The sequence below is a fragment of the Nonomuraea longicatena genome (assembly GCF_039525605.1).
In the GTDB taxonomy this organism is placed as follows: Bacteria; Actinomycetota; Actinomycetes; order Streptosporangiales; family Streptosporangiaceae; genus Nonomuraea; species Nonomuraea longicatena.
Genome location: NZ_BAAAHQ010000001.1, coordinates 731,039 through 744,629 on the forward strand (window position 1 = coordinate 731,039; position 13,591 = coordinate 744,629).

The 13,591-nt window shown below is 72.3% G+C and carries 12 protein-coding genes; 8 read left to right on the top strand and 4 right to left on the bottom strand.

Translation table 11 applies throughout. From position 1 onward, the window contains the following. Nucleotides 1-86 precede the first annotated feature (86 nt). The 5 genes from ABD120_RS03235 to ABD120_RS03255 are packed head-to-tail and all read left to right on the top strand — an operon-like array spanning nt 87 to nt 5,111. Nucleotides 87-1,253, top strand: coding sequence for a sensor histidine kinase (locus ABD120_RS03235; RefSeq protein WP_343948137.1), 1,167 nt, complete (start codon nt 87-89; stop codon nt 1,251-1,253). Continuing rightward, the gene (locus tag ABD120_RS03240) at nt 1,250-1,861 is read left to right on the top strand and encodes a response regulator (RefSeq protein WP_343948138.1); all 612 of its coding nucleotides are present in this window, start codon (nt 1,250-1,252) and stop codon (nt 1,859-1,861) included. Before ABD120_RS03235 ends, ABD120_RS03240 begins: the two co-directional genes overlap by 4 nt. A 60-nt stretch (nt 1,862-1,921) precedes the next feature. Next, on the top strand, nt 1,922-2,602 hold the full coding sequence (locus ABD120_RS03245) for an SDR family NAD(P)-dependent oxidoreductase (RefSeq protein WP_343948139.1): 681 nt from the start codon (nt 1,922-1,924) through the stop codon (nt 2,600-2,602). 34 nt (nt 2,603-2,636) lie between these two features. Continuing rightward, nucleotides 2,637-4,025: a glutamate-cysteine ligase family protein gene (locus ABD120_RS03250; RefSeq protein ID WP_343948140.1), complete on the top strand. Its 1,389-nt coding sequence runs from the start codon at nt 2,637-2,639 to the stop codon at nt 4,023-4,025. Between the two features lie 60 nt (nt 4,026-4,085). Next, complete coding sequence (locus tag ABD120_RS03255) at nt 4,086-5,111, top strand: hypothetical protein (RefSeq protein WP_343948141.1); 1,026 nt, start codon at nt 4,086-4,088, stop codon at nt 5,109-5,111. Nucleotides 5,112-5,117: 6 nt separating this feature from the next. Here ABD120_RS03255 and ABD120_RS03260 read toward each other — a convergent pair whose 3' ends face one another. Continuing rightward, nucleotides 5,118-5,837 carry a PaaX family transcriptional regulator C-terminal domain-containing protein gene (locus tag ABD120_RS03260; protein ID WP_343948142.1) on the bottom strand — a complete coding sequence of 240 codons (720 nt, stop codon included), beginning with the start codon at nt 5,835-5,837 and terminating at the stop codon, nt 5,118-5,120. A 27-nt stretch (nt 5,838-5,864) separates the two neighbouring features. On the opposite strand from ABD120_RS03260, the gene ABD120_RS03265 reads away from it, so the two are divergent. Continuing rightward, nucleotides 5,865-7,556: an acyl-CoA dehydrogenase family protein gene (locus ABD120_RS03265; protein ID WP_343948143.1), complete on the top strand. Its 1,692-nt coding sequence runs from the start codon at nt 5,865-5,867 to the stop codon at nt 7,554-7,556. A 7-nt stretch (nt 7,557-7,563) separates the two neighbouring features. Here the strand turns inward: ABD120_RS03265 and ABD120_RS03270 are convergent, their stop codons facing one another. Then, nucleotides 7,564-9,657, bottom strand: a complete 2,094-nt coding sequence (locus ABD120_RS03270) for an MMPL family transporter (RefSeq protein WP_343948144.1) — start codon at nt 9,655-9,657, stop codon at nt 7,564-7,566. 105 nt (nt 9,658-9,762) lie between these two features. On the opposite strand from ABD120_RS03270, the gene ABD120_RS03275 reads away from it, so the two are divergent. Continuing rightward, entirely contained in the window at nt 9,763-10,401 is a 639-nt protein-coding gene (locus tag ABD120_RS03275) for a MerR family transcriptional regulator (RefSeq protein ID WP_343948145.1), read from the top strand. A 52-nt stretch (nt 10,402-10,453) separates the two neighbouring features. Beyond that, nucleotides 10,454-11,680, top strand: a complete 1,227-nt coding sequence (gene ligD, locus ABD120_RS03280) for a non-homologous end-joining DNA ligase (RefSeq protein WP_343948146.1) — start codon at nt 10,454-10,456, stop codon at nt 11,678-11,680. Between the two features lie 82 nt (nt 11,681-11,762). Here ligD and ABD120_RS03285 read toward each other — a convergent pair whose 3' ends face one another. Both ABD120_RS03285 and ABD120_RS03290 read right to left on the bottom strand, forming a co-directional pair. Continuing rightward, complete coding sequence (locus ABD120_RS03285; protein ID WP_343948147.1) at nt 11,763-12,383, bottom strand: ATP-binding cassette domain-containing protein; 621 nt, start codon at nt 12,381-12,383, stop codon at nt 11,763-11,765. Then, nucleotides 12,293-13,588, bottom strand: coding sequence for an ATP-binding cassette domain-containing protein (locus ABD120_RS03290; RefSeq protein WP_343948148.1), 1,296 nt, complete (start codon nt 13,586-13,588; stop codon nt 12,293-12,295). Before ABD120_RS03290 ends, ABD120_RS03285 begins: the two co-directional genes overlap by 91 nt. Nucleotides 13,589-13,591 lie beyond the last annotated feature (3 nt).

Consider the following 13,591-nt stretch of genomic DNA (forward strand, 5'->3'; position numbering starts at 1 on the left):
GGGTCGCCGTGGATCGCCCAGGCGGCTGTCCGTGCGGTGGATGTCCGGGGTCAACCGTTCGATGGATGTTGTGCCAGGCTGGTCGGGTGAGCTGGCTGGACGCCTTCGACGATGCCGACCGGGCGCGGTGGATGTACCTCGCCATGGCCTACGGGCTGCTCGCCGTGTCCGCCGTCGCCGCCGCCGTCATGGGCGCGCGGCCGGGCGCGTGGGCGCTGGTGGCGGCCTCGGCGGTCTGGCTGGCGCCACTCGTACGGCTGCAGCCCCGCTGCGCCGACCGGCCGGTGCTGGTGACCGGCTACCTCATGGTCCTGGCGGTCCTCGGGACCCTGCTGGTGACCAGGAGCACGGCGTTCGTGCTGTTCGCCGCCGTCAGCTACCCGCTGATCTTCGCGATGCTGCCGCGCAGGCTCGTCATGGCGGGCGTGACCGTCGTCGCCGTCCTCACCGTGCTGGCCCAGGCCGGGCCGGACGAGCAGCTCCGCACGCTCCCGCTGCTGATCGGCGTCGCCGTACCGCTGCTGTTCGCGGGCTGGTACGTGAGCTCGGAGAGCGACAGACGCCAGTCGCTGATCGCCGAGCTGAGGGCGGCGATGGAGGAGAACTCCGCACTGCACCGCAGGCTGCTCGAACAGGCCAGGCGCGCGGGCGTGCGCGACGAGCGGCAGCGGATGGCGGGCGAGATCCACGACACGATCGCCCAGGGACTGGTCGCGATCGCCGCCCGCCTGCGCGCGGCGGGCGCCGCCCAGACCGAGGAGGTGAGGCGCCGCCACCTCGACCAGGCCGCCGACCTGGCCGGACAGAGCCTCGCGGAGGCCCGCAGATCGGTGCACGCGCTGTTGCCGGAGGCCCTGGAGGACGCGCGGCTGCCGGAGGCGATCGGGAGGATGGCGGCCCAACGGGTGGCGGGACTGTCGTTCGAGGTCACCGGCACCCCTGTGGCGCTGGCGGCGGACCTGGAGCTGACCCTGTTCAGGGTGGCGCAGGAGGCGCTGGCCAATGTCGCGAGGCACGCGGGCGCCGCACGGGTGGGGGTGACGCTCTCCTACGAGGACGACGTCGTGATGCTCGACGTCCGCGACGACGGCCGAGGCTTCGAGCCGGCCGCGCCGCGCGACGGCTACGGCCTGGACGGCATGCGGCAGCGGGTGCGCTCGGTGGGTGGGACCCTGGAGATCGAGTCCGAGCCGGGTCACGGGACGGCGGTCGCCGTCACGGTCCCGGCCATCCTGCTGGAGGCGGAGCGATGATCAGGCTGCTGATCGTGGACGACCACCCGATCGTGCGCGACGGCCTGCGCGCCGCGTTCGACGGACAGGACGACGTGGAGGTCGCGGGCGAGGCCGCGGACGGCGCGCAGGCGATCGAACTGGCCGCCGCGACCAGGCCGGACGTCGTTCTCATGGACCTGCGCATGCCCGGCATGGACGGCGTCACCGCCATCGGGCGGCTGCGTGGCTCCGGGGCCAGGGTGCTGGTGCTGACCACGTTCGACACCGACGTGCTGCCCGCCCTGGAAGCGGGTGCCAGCGGCTATCTGCTCAAGGACGCGCCGCCTGAGGAACTGGTGCGGGCCGTGCGCGCCACCCACCGGGGGGAGACCGTACTGGCGCCGGCGGCGGCCGGACGGCTGGCCGAGCACGTGCGCAGGCCCGCCCGAGGCGCGCTCAGTGACCGGGAACTGCAGGTGCTGCGGCTGGTCGCGGGCGGGGCGACCAACAGGGAAGCGGCCGCCAGCCTGTTCATCAGCGAGGCGAGCGTGAAGACCCACCTCGTCCACATCTACGCGAAACTCGACGTCGCCGACCGGGCGGCGGCGGTCGGGGAGGCCTACCGTCGCGGAATCCTGAGCGCCTGACCGCCGGCGGTCGATCCCGGGTTCCTGGCGTGACGGTGCCCCGTGCCGGATGGTGAAGGCATGACGATCGCACTCATCACAGGAGCCGACAAGGGCATCGGTCACGAGAGCGCCCGCCTGCTCGGCGCCCGCGACGAGGAGAGGGGCCGCGCGGCCGCGCGGCGGCTCGGGCAACCGTACCTGGCCCTGGACGTCACGGACGCCGCGAGCGTCGCGGCGGCGGCGAGGCGGCTCCGGGACGAGTACGGCGGACTCGACATCCTGGTCAACAACGCGGCCGTCGCGGGCGTGCGCCGTGGCGCGTCCCCGAGCGCCACGGCGCTCGCCGATCTGCGCGAGGTGTACGAGACCAACGTGTTCGGCGTGGTGGCCGTCACCAACGCGATGCTGCCGCTGCTGCGGCAGTCCCCGGCCGCCCGCATCGTGAACGTCTCCAGCGAACTCGGCTCCCTGGGCCTCGCGACCGACCCGGGCAGTCCGTTCTGGGCGCGGAACAACCTGATCTACAACTCCTCCAAGTCGGCGCTGAACATGGTGACGGTCGCCTACGCCAAGGAGCTGGTCGACACCCCGATCAAGGTCAACGCCGCCAGTCCCGGTTACTGCGCCACGGACATGACCGCCCACAGGGGCCCGCGTTCGGCCGAGCAGGGCGCGGCGATCGTGGTCAGGCTGGCCACCCTGGACGCCGACGGCCCGACGGGCGCCTTCCTCGCGGACGAAGGCGCCGTGCCCTGGTAGGTGTGCTTTCCCAAATTACGGACAGGAGGGAGGAATGGGACGGGATCTGGACAAGGAACGCTTCTCCGAGGCGGAGTACACGGCTTTCGGCGAACGCCTGGAAAAGCAGCTGGCCGAGCTGCGGTCGTTGCTCGACCGGCCCGGCTTCGGGCAGGGCCCCACGACGATCGGCGCCGAGCTGGAGCTGTTCCTGGTGGACGCCGCCGGCCGTCCGCTGCCGCGCAACAGCGAGACCCGCGACCGCCTCGGCGACCCGCGCGTGGTGCTGGAGCTGGGCCGCTTCAACCTGGAGGCCAACCTGACGCCGACGCCGCTCGCGGGCACCCCGTTCGAGACGCTGCGCGCCGAGGCCCAGGACACGCTGGAGCGGGTCGACGCGGCCGTCGACGGCGGGGGAGCGTTGCCGATCGGCATCCTGCCCACGCTCGGCACCGGCGACTTCACCCGGCAGGCGATCACGCCGGAGAACCGCTACCGGGCGCTCGGCAGAGGGCTGCGGCGACTGCGGCTGGAGCCGTTCGTCGTGGTGGTCGACGACCTGGAGCTGGAGGTCGAGGACATCGTGCTGGAGGCGGCCAACACCTCCTGGCAGGTGCACCTGCGCACGCCGCCGGACCGCTTCGCCCGCCTGTTCAACGCCGCCCAGCTGGCGATCGGCCCGGTGCTCGCCGTCTGCGGCAACTCCCCGTTCTTCCTGGGCAGGAGGCTGTGGGAGGAGACCAGGATCGCGCTCATGCAGGAGGCGGTGGACGACCGCGACATCGCGCGGCGCTTCCGGCGGGACGGGCGGGTCGCCTTCGGCTCCGACTGGGTGCGCGAGGGGGCCTACGAGCTGTTCGAGCGGTACGTCCGCGACTACGACCCCGTCGTGCCGGAGCTGTCCGACGCCGGCGGCCTGGCCGAACTGCGCCTGCACCAGGGCACGGTCTGGCAGTGGAACCGCCCCGTGTACGACCCGGCGGACGGCGGTCACCTGCGGGTGGAGATGCGCGCGCTGCCCGCAGGGCCGTCGGGCGCGGACATGGCGGCCAACACCGCCTTCCTGCTCGGGCTGACGCTCGCCTGCGCCGAGCACGACCTGACCGGCTACCGCTTCGCCGAGGCGTACCAGAACTTCTATCGGGCGGCCAGGTACGGACTGGACGCGCGGCTGTCGTGGCCGGGGCGGGCCGGCGAACTGCCCGCCGCCGACCTCGCCGCCGCGCTGCTGCCGGAGGCGAGGGCGGCGCTCCTGGCCGCCGGGGTGACGGCGGGCGACGCGGACACCGCGCTGGAGGTGATCAGGCAGCGGGTACGGCGCCGCCGTACCGGCGCGGTGTGGCAGCGCGAAGCGCTGACGGCCTTCGGAGGGGACACCGAGCGAATGGTGCGCCGCTACCGGGAGCTGTCTTTGACGGGACAACCCGTTCACTTGTGGAACTGATGCAACTTCTGCCACTTCCTTTCCGTCACACTAAGCATCGAGTGACGGAAAAGAGTGATTGTGACCATGGTTCCGGCGGACAAGACCCCTTACACGCTGAGGCAGACGACGGGCACCCTCGCGGAGGGGGCTGCCAGACTGGCCGGTGAGATCGGCGGCACCGCCGTGGAGGCCGTGCTGGCGCAGGCCAACAGGACGGGTGTGCGCAAGGGGGCGAGCGCCGCGCTCGGCACGATGAACCCCAGACCGCCGGAGTGGTACGCCTTCGACACCGGTGACCAGGACACGATCGACTGGTACCCGCAGGGGTTGACGTGCGGTACGGACTCCGGCGAGGTCGGCGTGCCGGTGTTCGTCGTGAGCTGGTATTTCAAGCCGGCCGTGGGGGAGCGGGGGATCAGGCTCACCTTCTTCAGCCCGACGACGATGAGGTACCAGCACGCGCTGCTCGTGGAGGCCAAGCCGGACGGCTCGTACGGGCCGATCGACATCCACGCGGGCGGCATCGCGTGGTACGGCGACCTGCTGTACGTCGCCGACACCACGCGCGGCCTGCGTGTCTTCGACCTGGCGCACCTGCTCGACCTGCGTACGGTGCAGCGCGATCTCGGCGACCCCCAGAAGGTGGGGGTGATCGGCGGGAAGTTCAACGCCTTCGGTTACCGCTACATCGTGCCGCAGAGCGACGCGTGGACGGTCGCGACGCCGGGGGCGCGCTTCTCTTTCGCGGCGATCGACCGCAGCGGAGCGCAGCACCTGCTGGTCACCGGCGAGTACGACGCGGCCGGGCCGGGCGGCCGGGCGGCCCGTTACCCGCTGCTCGCCGCAGGCGGGCTGGACGCGCCGCGCGACTGCTTCACGATGGGCGCCGACAAGATCCAGGGCGCGGTGTCGCAGGGCGAGCGCTGGTACCTGAGCCAGGCCTACGACGCCGCCACCAACGGCAGGCTGCTCGTGGAGGAGGGCGGGCAGAGCACGGTCCGCCCGTTCCCGATCGGCCCGGAGGACCTGACCGTGCAGGGCGGCCGGGTGTGGAGCGTCACGGAGTTCAGGAACAAGCGGGTGATCTTCGGGGTCCCCCTGTAGCGGCGCTCAGTCCGCGAGGTGCCGCATGAGCACCTCGCGGTAGTCGCGGTCGAAGTCGTCGTAGCGGGCCCGCAACCGCTCGCCGGGCCAGTCGGCGGGCAGCAGTTCGGGCGGCAGCAGCGGGTCGCGCAGCAGGTGGCGCAGCACGCCGGCCGAGACCAGGAAGCCGTCCGCGAGGTCTCGCGGGCGAGAGAGGGCCTGCTCCAGGCTCCGCGCCTGCGCCGCCCACTCGCCGAGGTCCCACAGCAGCGGCGTGGGGTCGTCGTGCGGGCGGCCGTCGAAGAGCGTGCACTGCGCCAGCACGGTCTGCGGCCAGGTGCGGCTCAGGTTGGCCGGCCGGGTCCAGGTGCCCTCGCGCAGTTCGGCAAGCCGTAGGGCGCCCATGGCGTGCCGGAGCGCGGCCCGCTCGGCGGGGACCCGCCGCTCGGCCGTCACCACGGCGATCTCCCATGTGCCGGTCCACGGCCTGGTGCGCGGGTCGCGGCTCTCGTCCTGGCGGGCCTGCCGTTCGACCAGCCGTTCGGACAGCCGGTAGCGGCCGTCGGCCGGGACGAGGTCGCCCGCCGAGACCATCCGCGACAGCGCCACGCGTACGGTGCCCTCCGCGATGCCGAACAGCGCGCCGATACGGACCAGTTGCCGGGCGGCCAGCTCGGGCGGGTGGCTGCCGAGCAGCGCGCTGAGCAGCGCGGATCTGGCGCTCAGAGTGTTACGCTCTTCCAACACGTATCCAGGATATGTAACACTGCTGGTATGGGCCACTATCTCACCGAGCCGTACGACGGAAGCGACCGTTACGCGACCGAACGGTACGACGGTGCCACCGGCCGTGACTGGTGGGCCCTCGACCCCGCCTTCCGGCTGCTCATGCGCCGCCACCTCGGCGACGGGTACGCGTGGGCCGAGCCGTACCTGCGCGAACTCGGCACCGTCACCGGCGGGGTGGTCGCGAGCTGCGCCGTCGAGAGCGACCGCAACCCGCCGAGGCTGGAGAAGTACGACCGCTGGGGCCGCGACATCAGCCGGATCGTCATGCCGCCGTCCTTCGAGACCGCCCGCGCGGCGATGATGGAACACAACTTCCTCTCACCCGGCTTCACGAAGCGGGCGCGCGAGAACGGGGCGGACCCGGTGGCGCTCGGCGCCGCCTGGATGTACCTGCTGGACCAGGCCGACATCGGCCTCGGCTGCGCGCTCGGCACCGGCGGCGAGATGGTCGTGTCGCTGGCGGAGAAGTACGCGCCGCCGGACGTGCGCGACCGGGTCAGGGAGATCTTCGCGAACGGCGACCACTCCGGCGAGGCCGCGCAGTTGCTCACCGAGCGGACCGGCGGCTCGGACCTCGCCGCCCTGGAGACCAGGGCCACGCCGCACGGACAGGCGTGGCTGCTGGACGGGGTGAAGTGGTTCGCCTCCAACGCGAACGGCTCCGCCTACGTGGTGCTCGCCAGGCTGCCGGACGAGCAGGTCAAGCCGTTCCTGGTGCTGTGGGAGCGGCGCGACGGCTCGCGCAACGGCGTGCGGATCCGCAGGCTCAAGGACAAGCTCGGCACCCGCTCGGTCGCCGCCGCCGAGGTCGAACTGACCGGCGCGGAGGCATTCCTGCTGTCGGGGCCGGAGGCGGGCTCGGGCATCGGCGCGATGATGGGGCTGACCAACGCCGCCCGCCTCGGCATCGCCATGATGGGCCTCGGCGTGGCCAGGAGGGCGCTGGTCGAGTCGGTCTGTTACGCGAGCGCGCGCGAGGCGTTCGGCGCGCCGCTGATCGCCCATCCGCTCATGCGGCGCAAGCTCGCCGAGCTGATCGTCGAGGTCGAGGCGGCGCAGGCGCTGGTCTTCGACGGCATGCTGAACCCGCTGCGCCTCACCCCCGCCGTGATCAAGCTGCGGGCCGCCAGGCTCGGCGTGAGCGCCGCGAGCGACGCCGTCGAGATCCACGGTGGCAACGGCTACATCGAGAACTGGCCGGTCGCGCGGCTGTTGCGCGACGCGCAGGTCAACCCGATCTGGGAGGGCGGCGACAACATCCTGTGCCTCGACGTCCGGCGGGCGATGGCGCGGGAGAACGCGCACGAGCCCTTCCTGGAGCGGCTGGCCGCCGCGGTGGCGGGGGCGCCCGACGACCGCGCGACGGCCGACCTCGTCGCCGGCCGCCTCGACGACCTCGGCAAGGCGATCACGCTCTGGTCCTCGCTCGACCCGGTGACGGCGGAGGCCCGGCTGTTCCCGCTGGCCCGGTTCATGGGCGACGTGTACGCGGCCGCGCTGCTGCTGGAGCAGGCCGGGTGGGAGCAGCGTGCGGGCCACGGCGACCGCAAGGCGGCGGTCGCCCGCCTGTACGCCGAGGCCCACCTGGCCGACCATGGCCCGCTGCGCGGCCTCGACCGGCCCGCCGAGGACCTGGCCCGCTTCGACGACCTGCTGGCCGGATCCGTCGCCCTCTGAGGCGGCGTCAGCGGGCGGCGGGAGCCGCCTCGGTCTCGCGGATACCGTGGCGGCGCCACCAGCGGGCCAGCGGCGCGGGCGCCCACCAGGCCGCGTGGCCGAGCAGTCCCATCGTCGCGGGCACCAGCAGGGCGCGGACCAGGGTGGCGTCCACCGCGATGGCGATGATCAGGCCGACGCCGATCATCTTCATCAGCGTGATCGACGACAGCAGGAACCCGCACACCACGACGCCGAGCAGCAGGGCCGCGTTGGTGATGATGGCGGCGGTGTCGCGCACGCCCAGGGCCACGGACTCGGCGGGGTCGCCGGTCCTGTCGTAGTGCTCTCGCACCCGGGCGAGCAGGAACACCTCGTAGTCCATGGCCAGGCCGAAGGCGATGGCCACGATGAGCACCGGGAAGTTGGCGTCCACGGCGCCGACGGGCTCGAAGCCGAGCAGGTCGGACAGGTAACCGTGCTGGAAGATCAGCGTGATCGCGCCGAAGGCGGCCGACAGCGACAGCAGGTTCATCACCACGGACTTCAGCGGCAGCAGTACCGAGCCGAAGGCCAGGAACAGCACGACGAAGGAGACGAGCGCGACGAACAGCACCATCCAGACGGCCCTCTCGCCGATCATGTTCACGATGTCCACCCGTGAGGCGGGCATCCCGGTCAGCAGCGCCGTGGAGCCCTGCGGGGCGGGGACGGCGCGCAGCCCCTCGACCGTCTCGCGGGCCTGCGGCGACATCGGCTCCATGGCGTAGCGCAGGGTGATCCGGGCCTGGTCGCCGTGGGTGCCGGTGACCTCGGCGGAGTCCACGCCGGGGACGGCGTCGAGCCGGGTGGCGTACTGGGGGAGATCGGCGGGGACGGGCTGGACGACCATGGTCATGATCTTGGCCGGGTTGGCGGCGAACCCGGTGTCGAGCGTCTTGGTGACCGCGCGGGCGTCGGCGTCCGAGGGCAGCACCCACTCGGCGGGCCGGGCCCAGTTGGCGCCCAGCATCGGCGCGCCGAGTCCGAGCAGGACGGTCGCGAGCGCCAGCGTGCCGACCAGCGGGCGGCGGGTCATCGCGCGGGCGGCCCGGTACCAGCGCCCGGCCTCGGCGCGCGGCCGGGCCCGGCCGATGCGGTGCCCGGCGAAACGCAGCAGCGCGGGCAGCAGGGTGAGCGAGCCGAGCACGGTGAAGACGACCACCGAGACCCCGGCGTACCCCATGGAGGTGAGGAAGCGGGAGGGGAACACGGCGAGCCCGGCGAAGGAGATGGCGACGGCGAGCCCGGAGAAGGCCACCGTACGGCCCGCGGTGGCGGTGGTCCGCTCGACGGCCTCCTCGACGGAGACGCCGGTGGCGAGCTCGTCGCGGAAGCGGCTGATCATGAACAGCGCGTAGTCGATGGCGAGGCCCAGGCCGAGGATGGTGATGACGTTGATGACCGAGCTGGAGATCGGCAGGAAGAACGTCAGCACCCGCAGCACGACGAAGGAGCCCAGCGCGCCGACCAGCCCCACGACGACCGGGACGGAGGCGGCGACGACGTTGCGGAAGACGAAGCCGAGCAGGATCAGCAGGAGCGGCATGGACAGCAGCTCGGCCGTGGCGATGTCGCTGCCGGTGCGGGCGTTGACCTGCTCGGTCATCGCCGTGGTGCCGCCGAAGCGCACGTTCAGCCCCGGTGCCTCGAACGCGCCGGCGATGCGCTTCAGCTCGGTGACGCGCGCCTGGTCGTCGGCGGCGGTGAGCTGGACGGCGACGTAGGTGGCGCGGCGGTCCTTCGAGACGAAGTCGGCGCCGCCGTTCGACCAGAACGACTCCAGGCGGGTGATCCCGTCGCGGGGCACCCGTTCGATCGCCTGCTTCACCGGACCCGAGAAGGCGGGGTCGTCGACGGTGAGCCGGTCGCTCTCGTAGAGGACGACCACGTCCACGGCCTGCCTGCCGAGAGGCCCGGCGAGGATCTCGTCGGCGCGGATGGACTCGCTGCCCGGGTCGTCGAACCCGGCGCCCCCGGTGAGTGTCGCGAACACGCCGGAACCCCAGATCCCGCCCACGAGGGCCAGCGCCAGGGCCGCCACGACGACCCACCACCGGCGCCGTGCCATCACCCTGCCCATGCTTGAGAACACGATAGACTCCTCCGGAAGATGGATAGCGAGTGATATCCATAATGGATAGCGGTAACTATCCACTAATGGACGTAATCGTGCAAGGCGGTCCTCATGCGTATGGCGGAACTGAGCCGCGAGAGCGGCGTCCCCACCCCGACGATCAAGTACTACCTGCGGGAAGGGCTTCTCCTCCCAGGTGAGAAGACCGGCCCCAACCAGGCCAGATACGATGCCCGCCACCTACGCAGACTGCGCCTCATCAGGGCGATGCTGGAGATCGGCGGCATCTCGGTGGCCACGGCGAAGGAGGTGCTCGCCACCGTGGACGCCGCCGAGAAGGACACCCACCGGATGCTGGGGGCGGCGCAGTACCTGCTGACGGCGCGGCGTCACCACTGCGACCAGGAGACCAGGGAACAGGCGGAGGCCGAGGCGGGCCGGCTGCTCGCCGAGCGCGACTGGCGGGTGCCCGTCAAGAGCCCGGCGCGGATCATGCTCGCCGAGGTCATCGGCTCGCTGCGCACCCTCGGCCAGGACGACTTCCTCGACCGGCTCGGCGACTACGCGCGGGCGGCCGACGACATCGCCGCCGTCGATCTTTCCGTGGTGGCCGGGCGCGACGACCTGGAGAGCATGATGGAGGGCGTCATCCTGGGCAACCTCCTGGGCGACACGCTCATCGCCGTACTGCGGCGTGTGGCCCAGGAGAACCTCTCCGAGCGGATGTTCTCGGGCGGAGACGGAATCTGAGCCGAGTGCGTCGCTCGGCGGACTTGTCGGAGGCACCCCGTATGTTGACCTCATGGACGTGGCAGGGCGGCAGGTCCGCATCTCCAACCCGGACAAGGTCGTCTTCCCGGAGACCGGGCACACCAAGCTCGACCTGATCCGCTACTACCAGGCGGTCGCGGGCGGCGCGCTGCGCGGCGTCGCCGGGCGGCCGATGATCCTCAAACGGTTCGTGCGCGGCATCCAGGAGGAGGCGTTCTTCCAGAAGCGCGCCCCCGCCAAGCGGCCCGACTGGATCGAGGTGGCCGAACTCCGCTACCGCTCGGGCCTGAGCGCGGCCGAGGTCGTGGTCAACGACCTAGCCCAACTGGTCTGGGTGGTCAATCTCGGGTGCGTCGACCTCAACCCCCATCCCGTACGCGCGGGCGACCTCGCGCATCCCGACGAACTGCGCATCGACCTCGACCCGCTGCCCGGCGTCCCGTGGACCGACGTGCTCGCCACCGCGCAGGTCGCCCGCGCGGTCCTGGAGGAGCACGGGCTGGCCGCCTGGCCCAAGACGTCCGGGTCGCGCGGCTTCCACGTCTACGCCGCCATCCGGCCGCAGTGGCCGTTCGCGCAGGTCCGCAAGGCCGCCGAGGCGGTGGCGCGCGAGGTCGAGCGGCGCGCGCCCGACCTCGCCACCGCCCGATGGTGGAAGGAGGAGCGGCACGGCGTCTTCGTCGACTTCAACCAGAACGCCTACGACCGCACCGTCGCCTCCGCCTACTCGGTGCGCGCCGTCGCGGACGCCCGGGTGTCCACCCCGCTGACCTGGGCCGAGGTGCCGAAGTGCCGCCCCGAGGCGTTCACCGTCGACACCGTCCCCAAGCGCTACGCCGAGATCGGCGACCCCTGGGAGGACATGGAGCTGTCGCCCGGCGGTCTCGACTCCCTGCTGGAGCTGTCGGAGTCGCTCGGCCCCGCCCCCAAACCGCCGAAGGGCCACGGGCACCGGCAGCAGACGATGCCGCTCATCGAGGTCGCCAGAGCGCGCCACAAGGAGGAGGCGCTGACCGCGCTCGACCACTGGAAGTCCCGCCACCCCGAGGCCGCCGCCCTGCTGGAGCCCGCCGACGTGCTGGTCGACGGCATGCGGGGGCGCAGCAGCGTGTGGTACAGGATCCGGATCAACCTGCAGCACGTACCCGAGGCGCAGCGCCCCCGGCAGGAGGAACTGGAAGTCGACTACGACCCGTGGGAGGGCGTCGACTGGGAGGCGGTGGCCCGCCGCAGGGGAGACGCCCCACCCGACGAATGATCTCCGTTACGGCTCGGCCGCCCCACCGCCGCCCGCCCCCGCAGGCAGCGGGCCTCTCCGAGCGCCACCCGCCGCCCCACCTTCAGACCGTCACGCCGCCCTGTTCCGCCTCGTCGCGGTAGCCGCTGGCCTGCGTCTCGAACAACTCGGCGTATCTTCCGCCCATGGCGACGAGCTCGTCGTGCCCGCCCTGCTCCACGATCCGCCCCTCACTCAGCACCACGATCAGATCCGCCTCGCGGACGGCGCCGAGCCGGTGCGAGACCAGCAGGCTCGTCCGCCCGGCCCGGTGCTCGCGCAGCCGCCGGTGCACCTCGTACTCCGCCAGCGCGTCCAGCCCGGAGCTGGGCTCGTCGAGGATCAGCAGGTCGCGATGCCTGCGGACGAGCGCCCTCGCCAGCGCCAGCCGCTGCCACTGCCCACCGGAGAGCGTCACGCCGGCCTGCGGGTCCTCGTCCTCGGGCCCGAAGAACAACCGGCTCAGCATGGTGTCGTACCCGCGTGGCAGCGCCTCGACGACCGGATGCGCACCCGCCAGCTCGGCGGCCGCCTCGATGCGGGCGCGATCCGGCAGCGCCGCGAGGTCGCCGATCCCGATGTTCTCCGCGGCGGTCAGGTCGAGTTCATGAAGTCCTGGAAGAGCACGCCCATCCGGGCGCGCAGTTCGGCCGGCGGCACGTCGCGGATGTCGACGCCGTCCCACAGGATCGCGCCCCGCGACGGGTCGTAGAAGCGGCACAGCAGTTTGATCAGGGTGCTCTTCCCGGCGCCGTTGAGCCCGACCAGGGCCAGCGAGGTGCCGTGGGGGATCGTCAGATCGACGCCGCGCAGCATCCAGGGGTGGCCGTCGTCGTACCGGAACCACACGTCCCGCAACTCGATGCCGCGCCGCAGCGCGGGCAGCGCCGCGCCCTCCTTGGGCGGCGACAGGTCGTCGGTGAGCGCCATCACCCGCTCGTGGTGCGCGAACAGCATCAGCGCGTGTCCGGCGTACGCGGCGTACTCCACGGTCGCGATCAACGCGGCCTGGGTGCCCGCCACGGCGGCGACCATCGCGGTGACGTCGCCGACGGTCAGCGACCCCGACAGGGCCGAGTACGCCGCCCAGAGCAGCCCGGCTCCGCCCACGCCCGCCGACAGGGCCGCCAGAGCCGCCTGGACCAGCGCCTCCCTCCGGTCCAGGCGCCGCTCACCCGACTGCTGGGTGCGCAACTCGCCGAGCACCCTGCCCTTGAGGAAGTCACCGAGCCCGAACAGCCGGACCTCCTTGGCCGCGTCCACATCGGTGATCAGCGACGCGTAGAAGATCTCCCGCCGGGCGGTGGTCGACTGCCGGGTGATCATCTCGATCCGCCGCTTCTCCAGCGACAACCGGGCCAGCAGGACCGGAACGGCCGCGACCGCGACCAGCGCCGCCAGCGGCAGGCTCAGCGCGGCCAGCGCCGACAGCAACCCGATCACGGTGATGACGTTGCGGCCGAGGTCGAACAGGCCCGAGGTCACCGGCCCCATCGAACCGCCGGTGGCCTGCGCGGCCATGCGCAACTCGTCGAGGAACACCGGGTTCTCGAACCGCGACAGCCCCTGGAACCTGTTCACCTGCGTGTACAGGCGATCCTGCAACATCAGGTCCAGGCGGCGGTCGCACTCGCTCCGCAGATAGGACACCAGGTGCGGCAGCGCCCCGACGGCCACCCCCAGGCCCACCAGCGCCGTCGCCGGGCCGAGCACGTGCTCCGTGCGTCCGGCGGTGAGCGCGTCGATGAGCAGCTTCGTGGCCCACACGGTGCCCATGGGCAGCAGCCCGCCGACGACGGTGGTGACGAGCTGACCCGCGGTGAGCGCCGGCCCGGCGCGCCAGCAGAGCAGGAGCAGGCCGGCGAGGTACCGAAGCCGGATCTTGTCCACGGA

Excerpts from the sequence above, each read along its gene's own strand:
- ABD120_RS03245 (WP_343948139.1), top strand. The coding sequence starts at position 1,922 with ATGACGATCGCACTCATCACAGGAGCCGACAAGGGCATCGGTCACGAG.
- ABD120_RS03250 (WP_343948140.1), top strand. The coding sequence starts at position 2,637 with ATGGGACGGGATCTGGACAAGGAACGCTTCTCCGAGGCGGAGTACACG.
- ligD (WP_343948146.1), top strand. The coding sequence starts at position 10,454 with ATGGACGTGGCAGGGCGGCAGGTCCGCATCTCCAACCCGGACAAGGTC.
- ABD120_RS03270 (WP_343948144.1), bottom strand. The coding sequence starts at position 9,657 with ATGGGCAGGGTGATGGCACGGCGCCGGTGGTGGGTCGTCGTGGCGGCC.
- ABD120_RS03275 (WP_343948145.1), top strand. The coding sequence starts at position 9,763 with ATGCGTATGGCGGAACTGAGCCGCGAGAGCGGCGTCCCCACCCCGACG.
- ABD120_RS03265 (WP_343948143.1), top strand. The coding sequence starts at position 5,865 with ATGGGCCACTATCTCACCGAGCCGTACGACGGAAGCGACCGTTACGCG.
- ABD120_RS03240 (WP_343948138.1), top strand. The coding sequence starts at position 1,250 with ATGATCAGGCTGCTGATCGTGGACGACCACCCGATCGTGCGCGACGGC.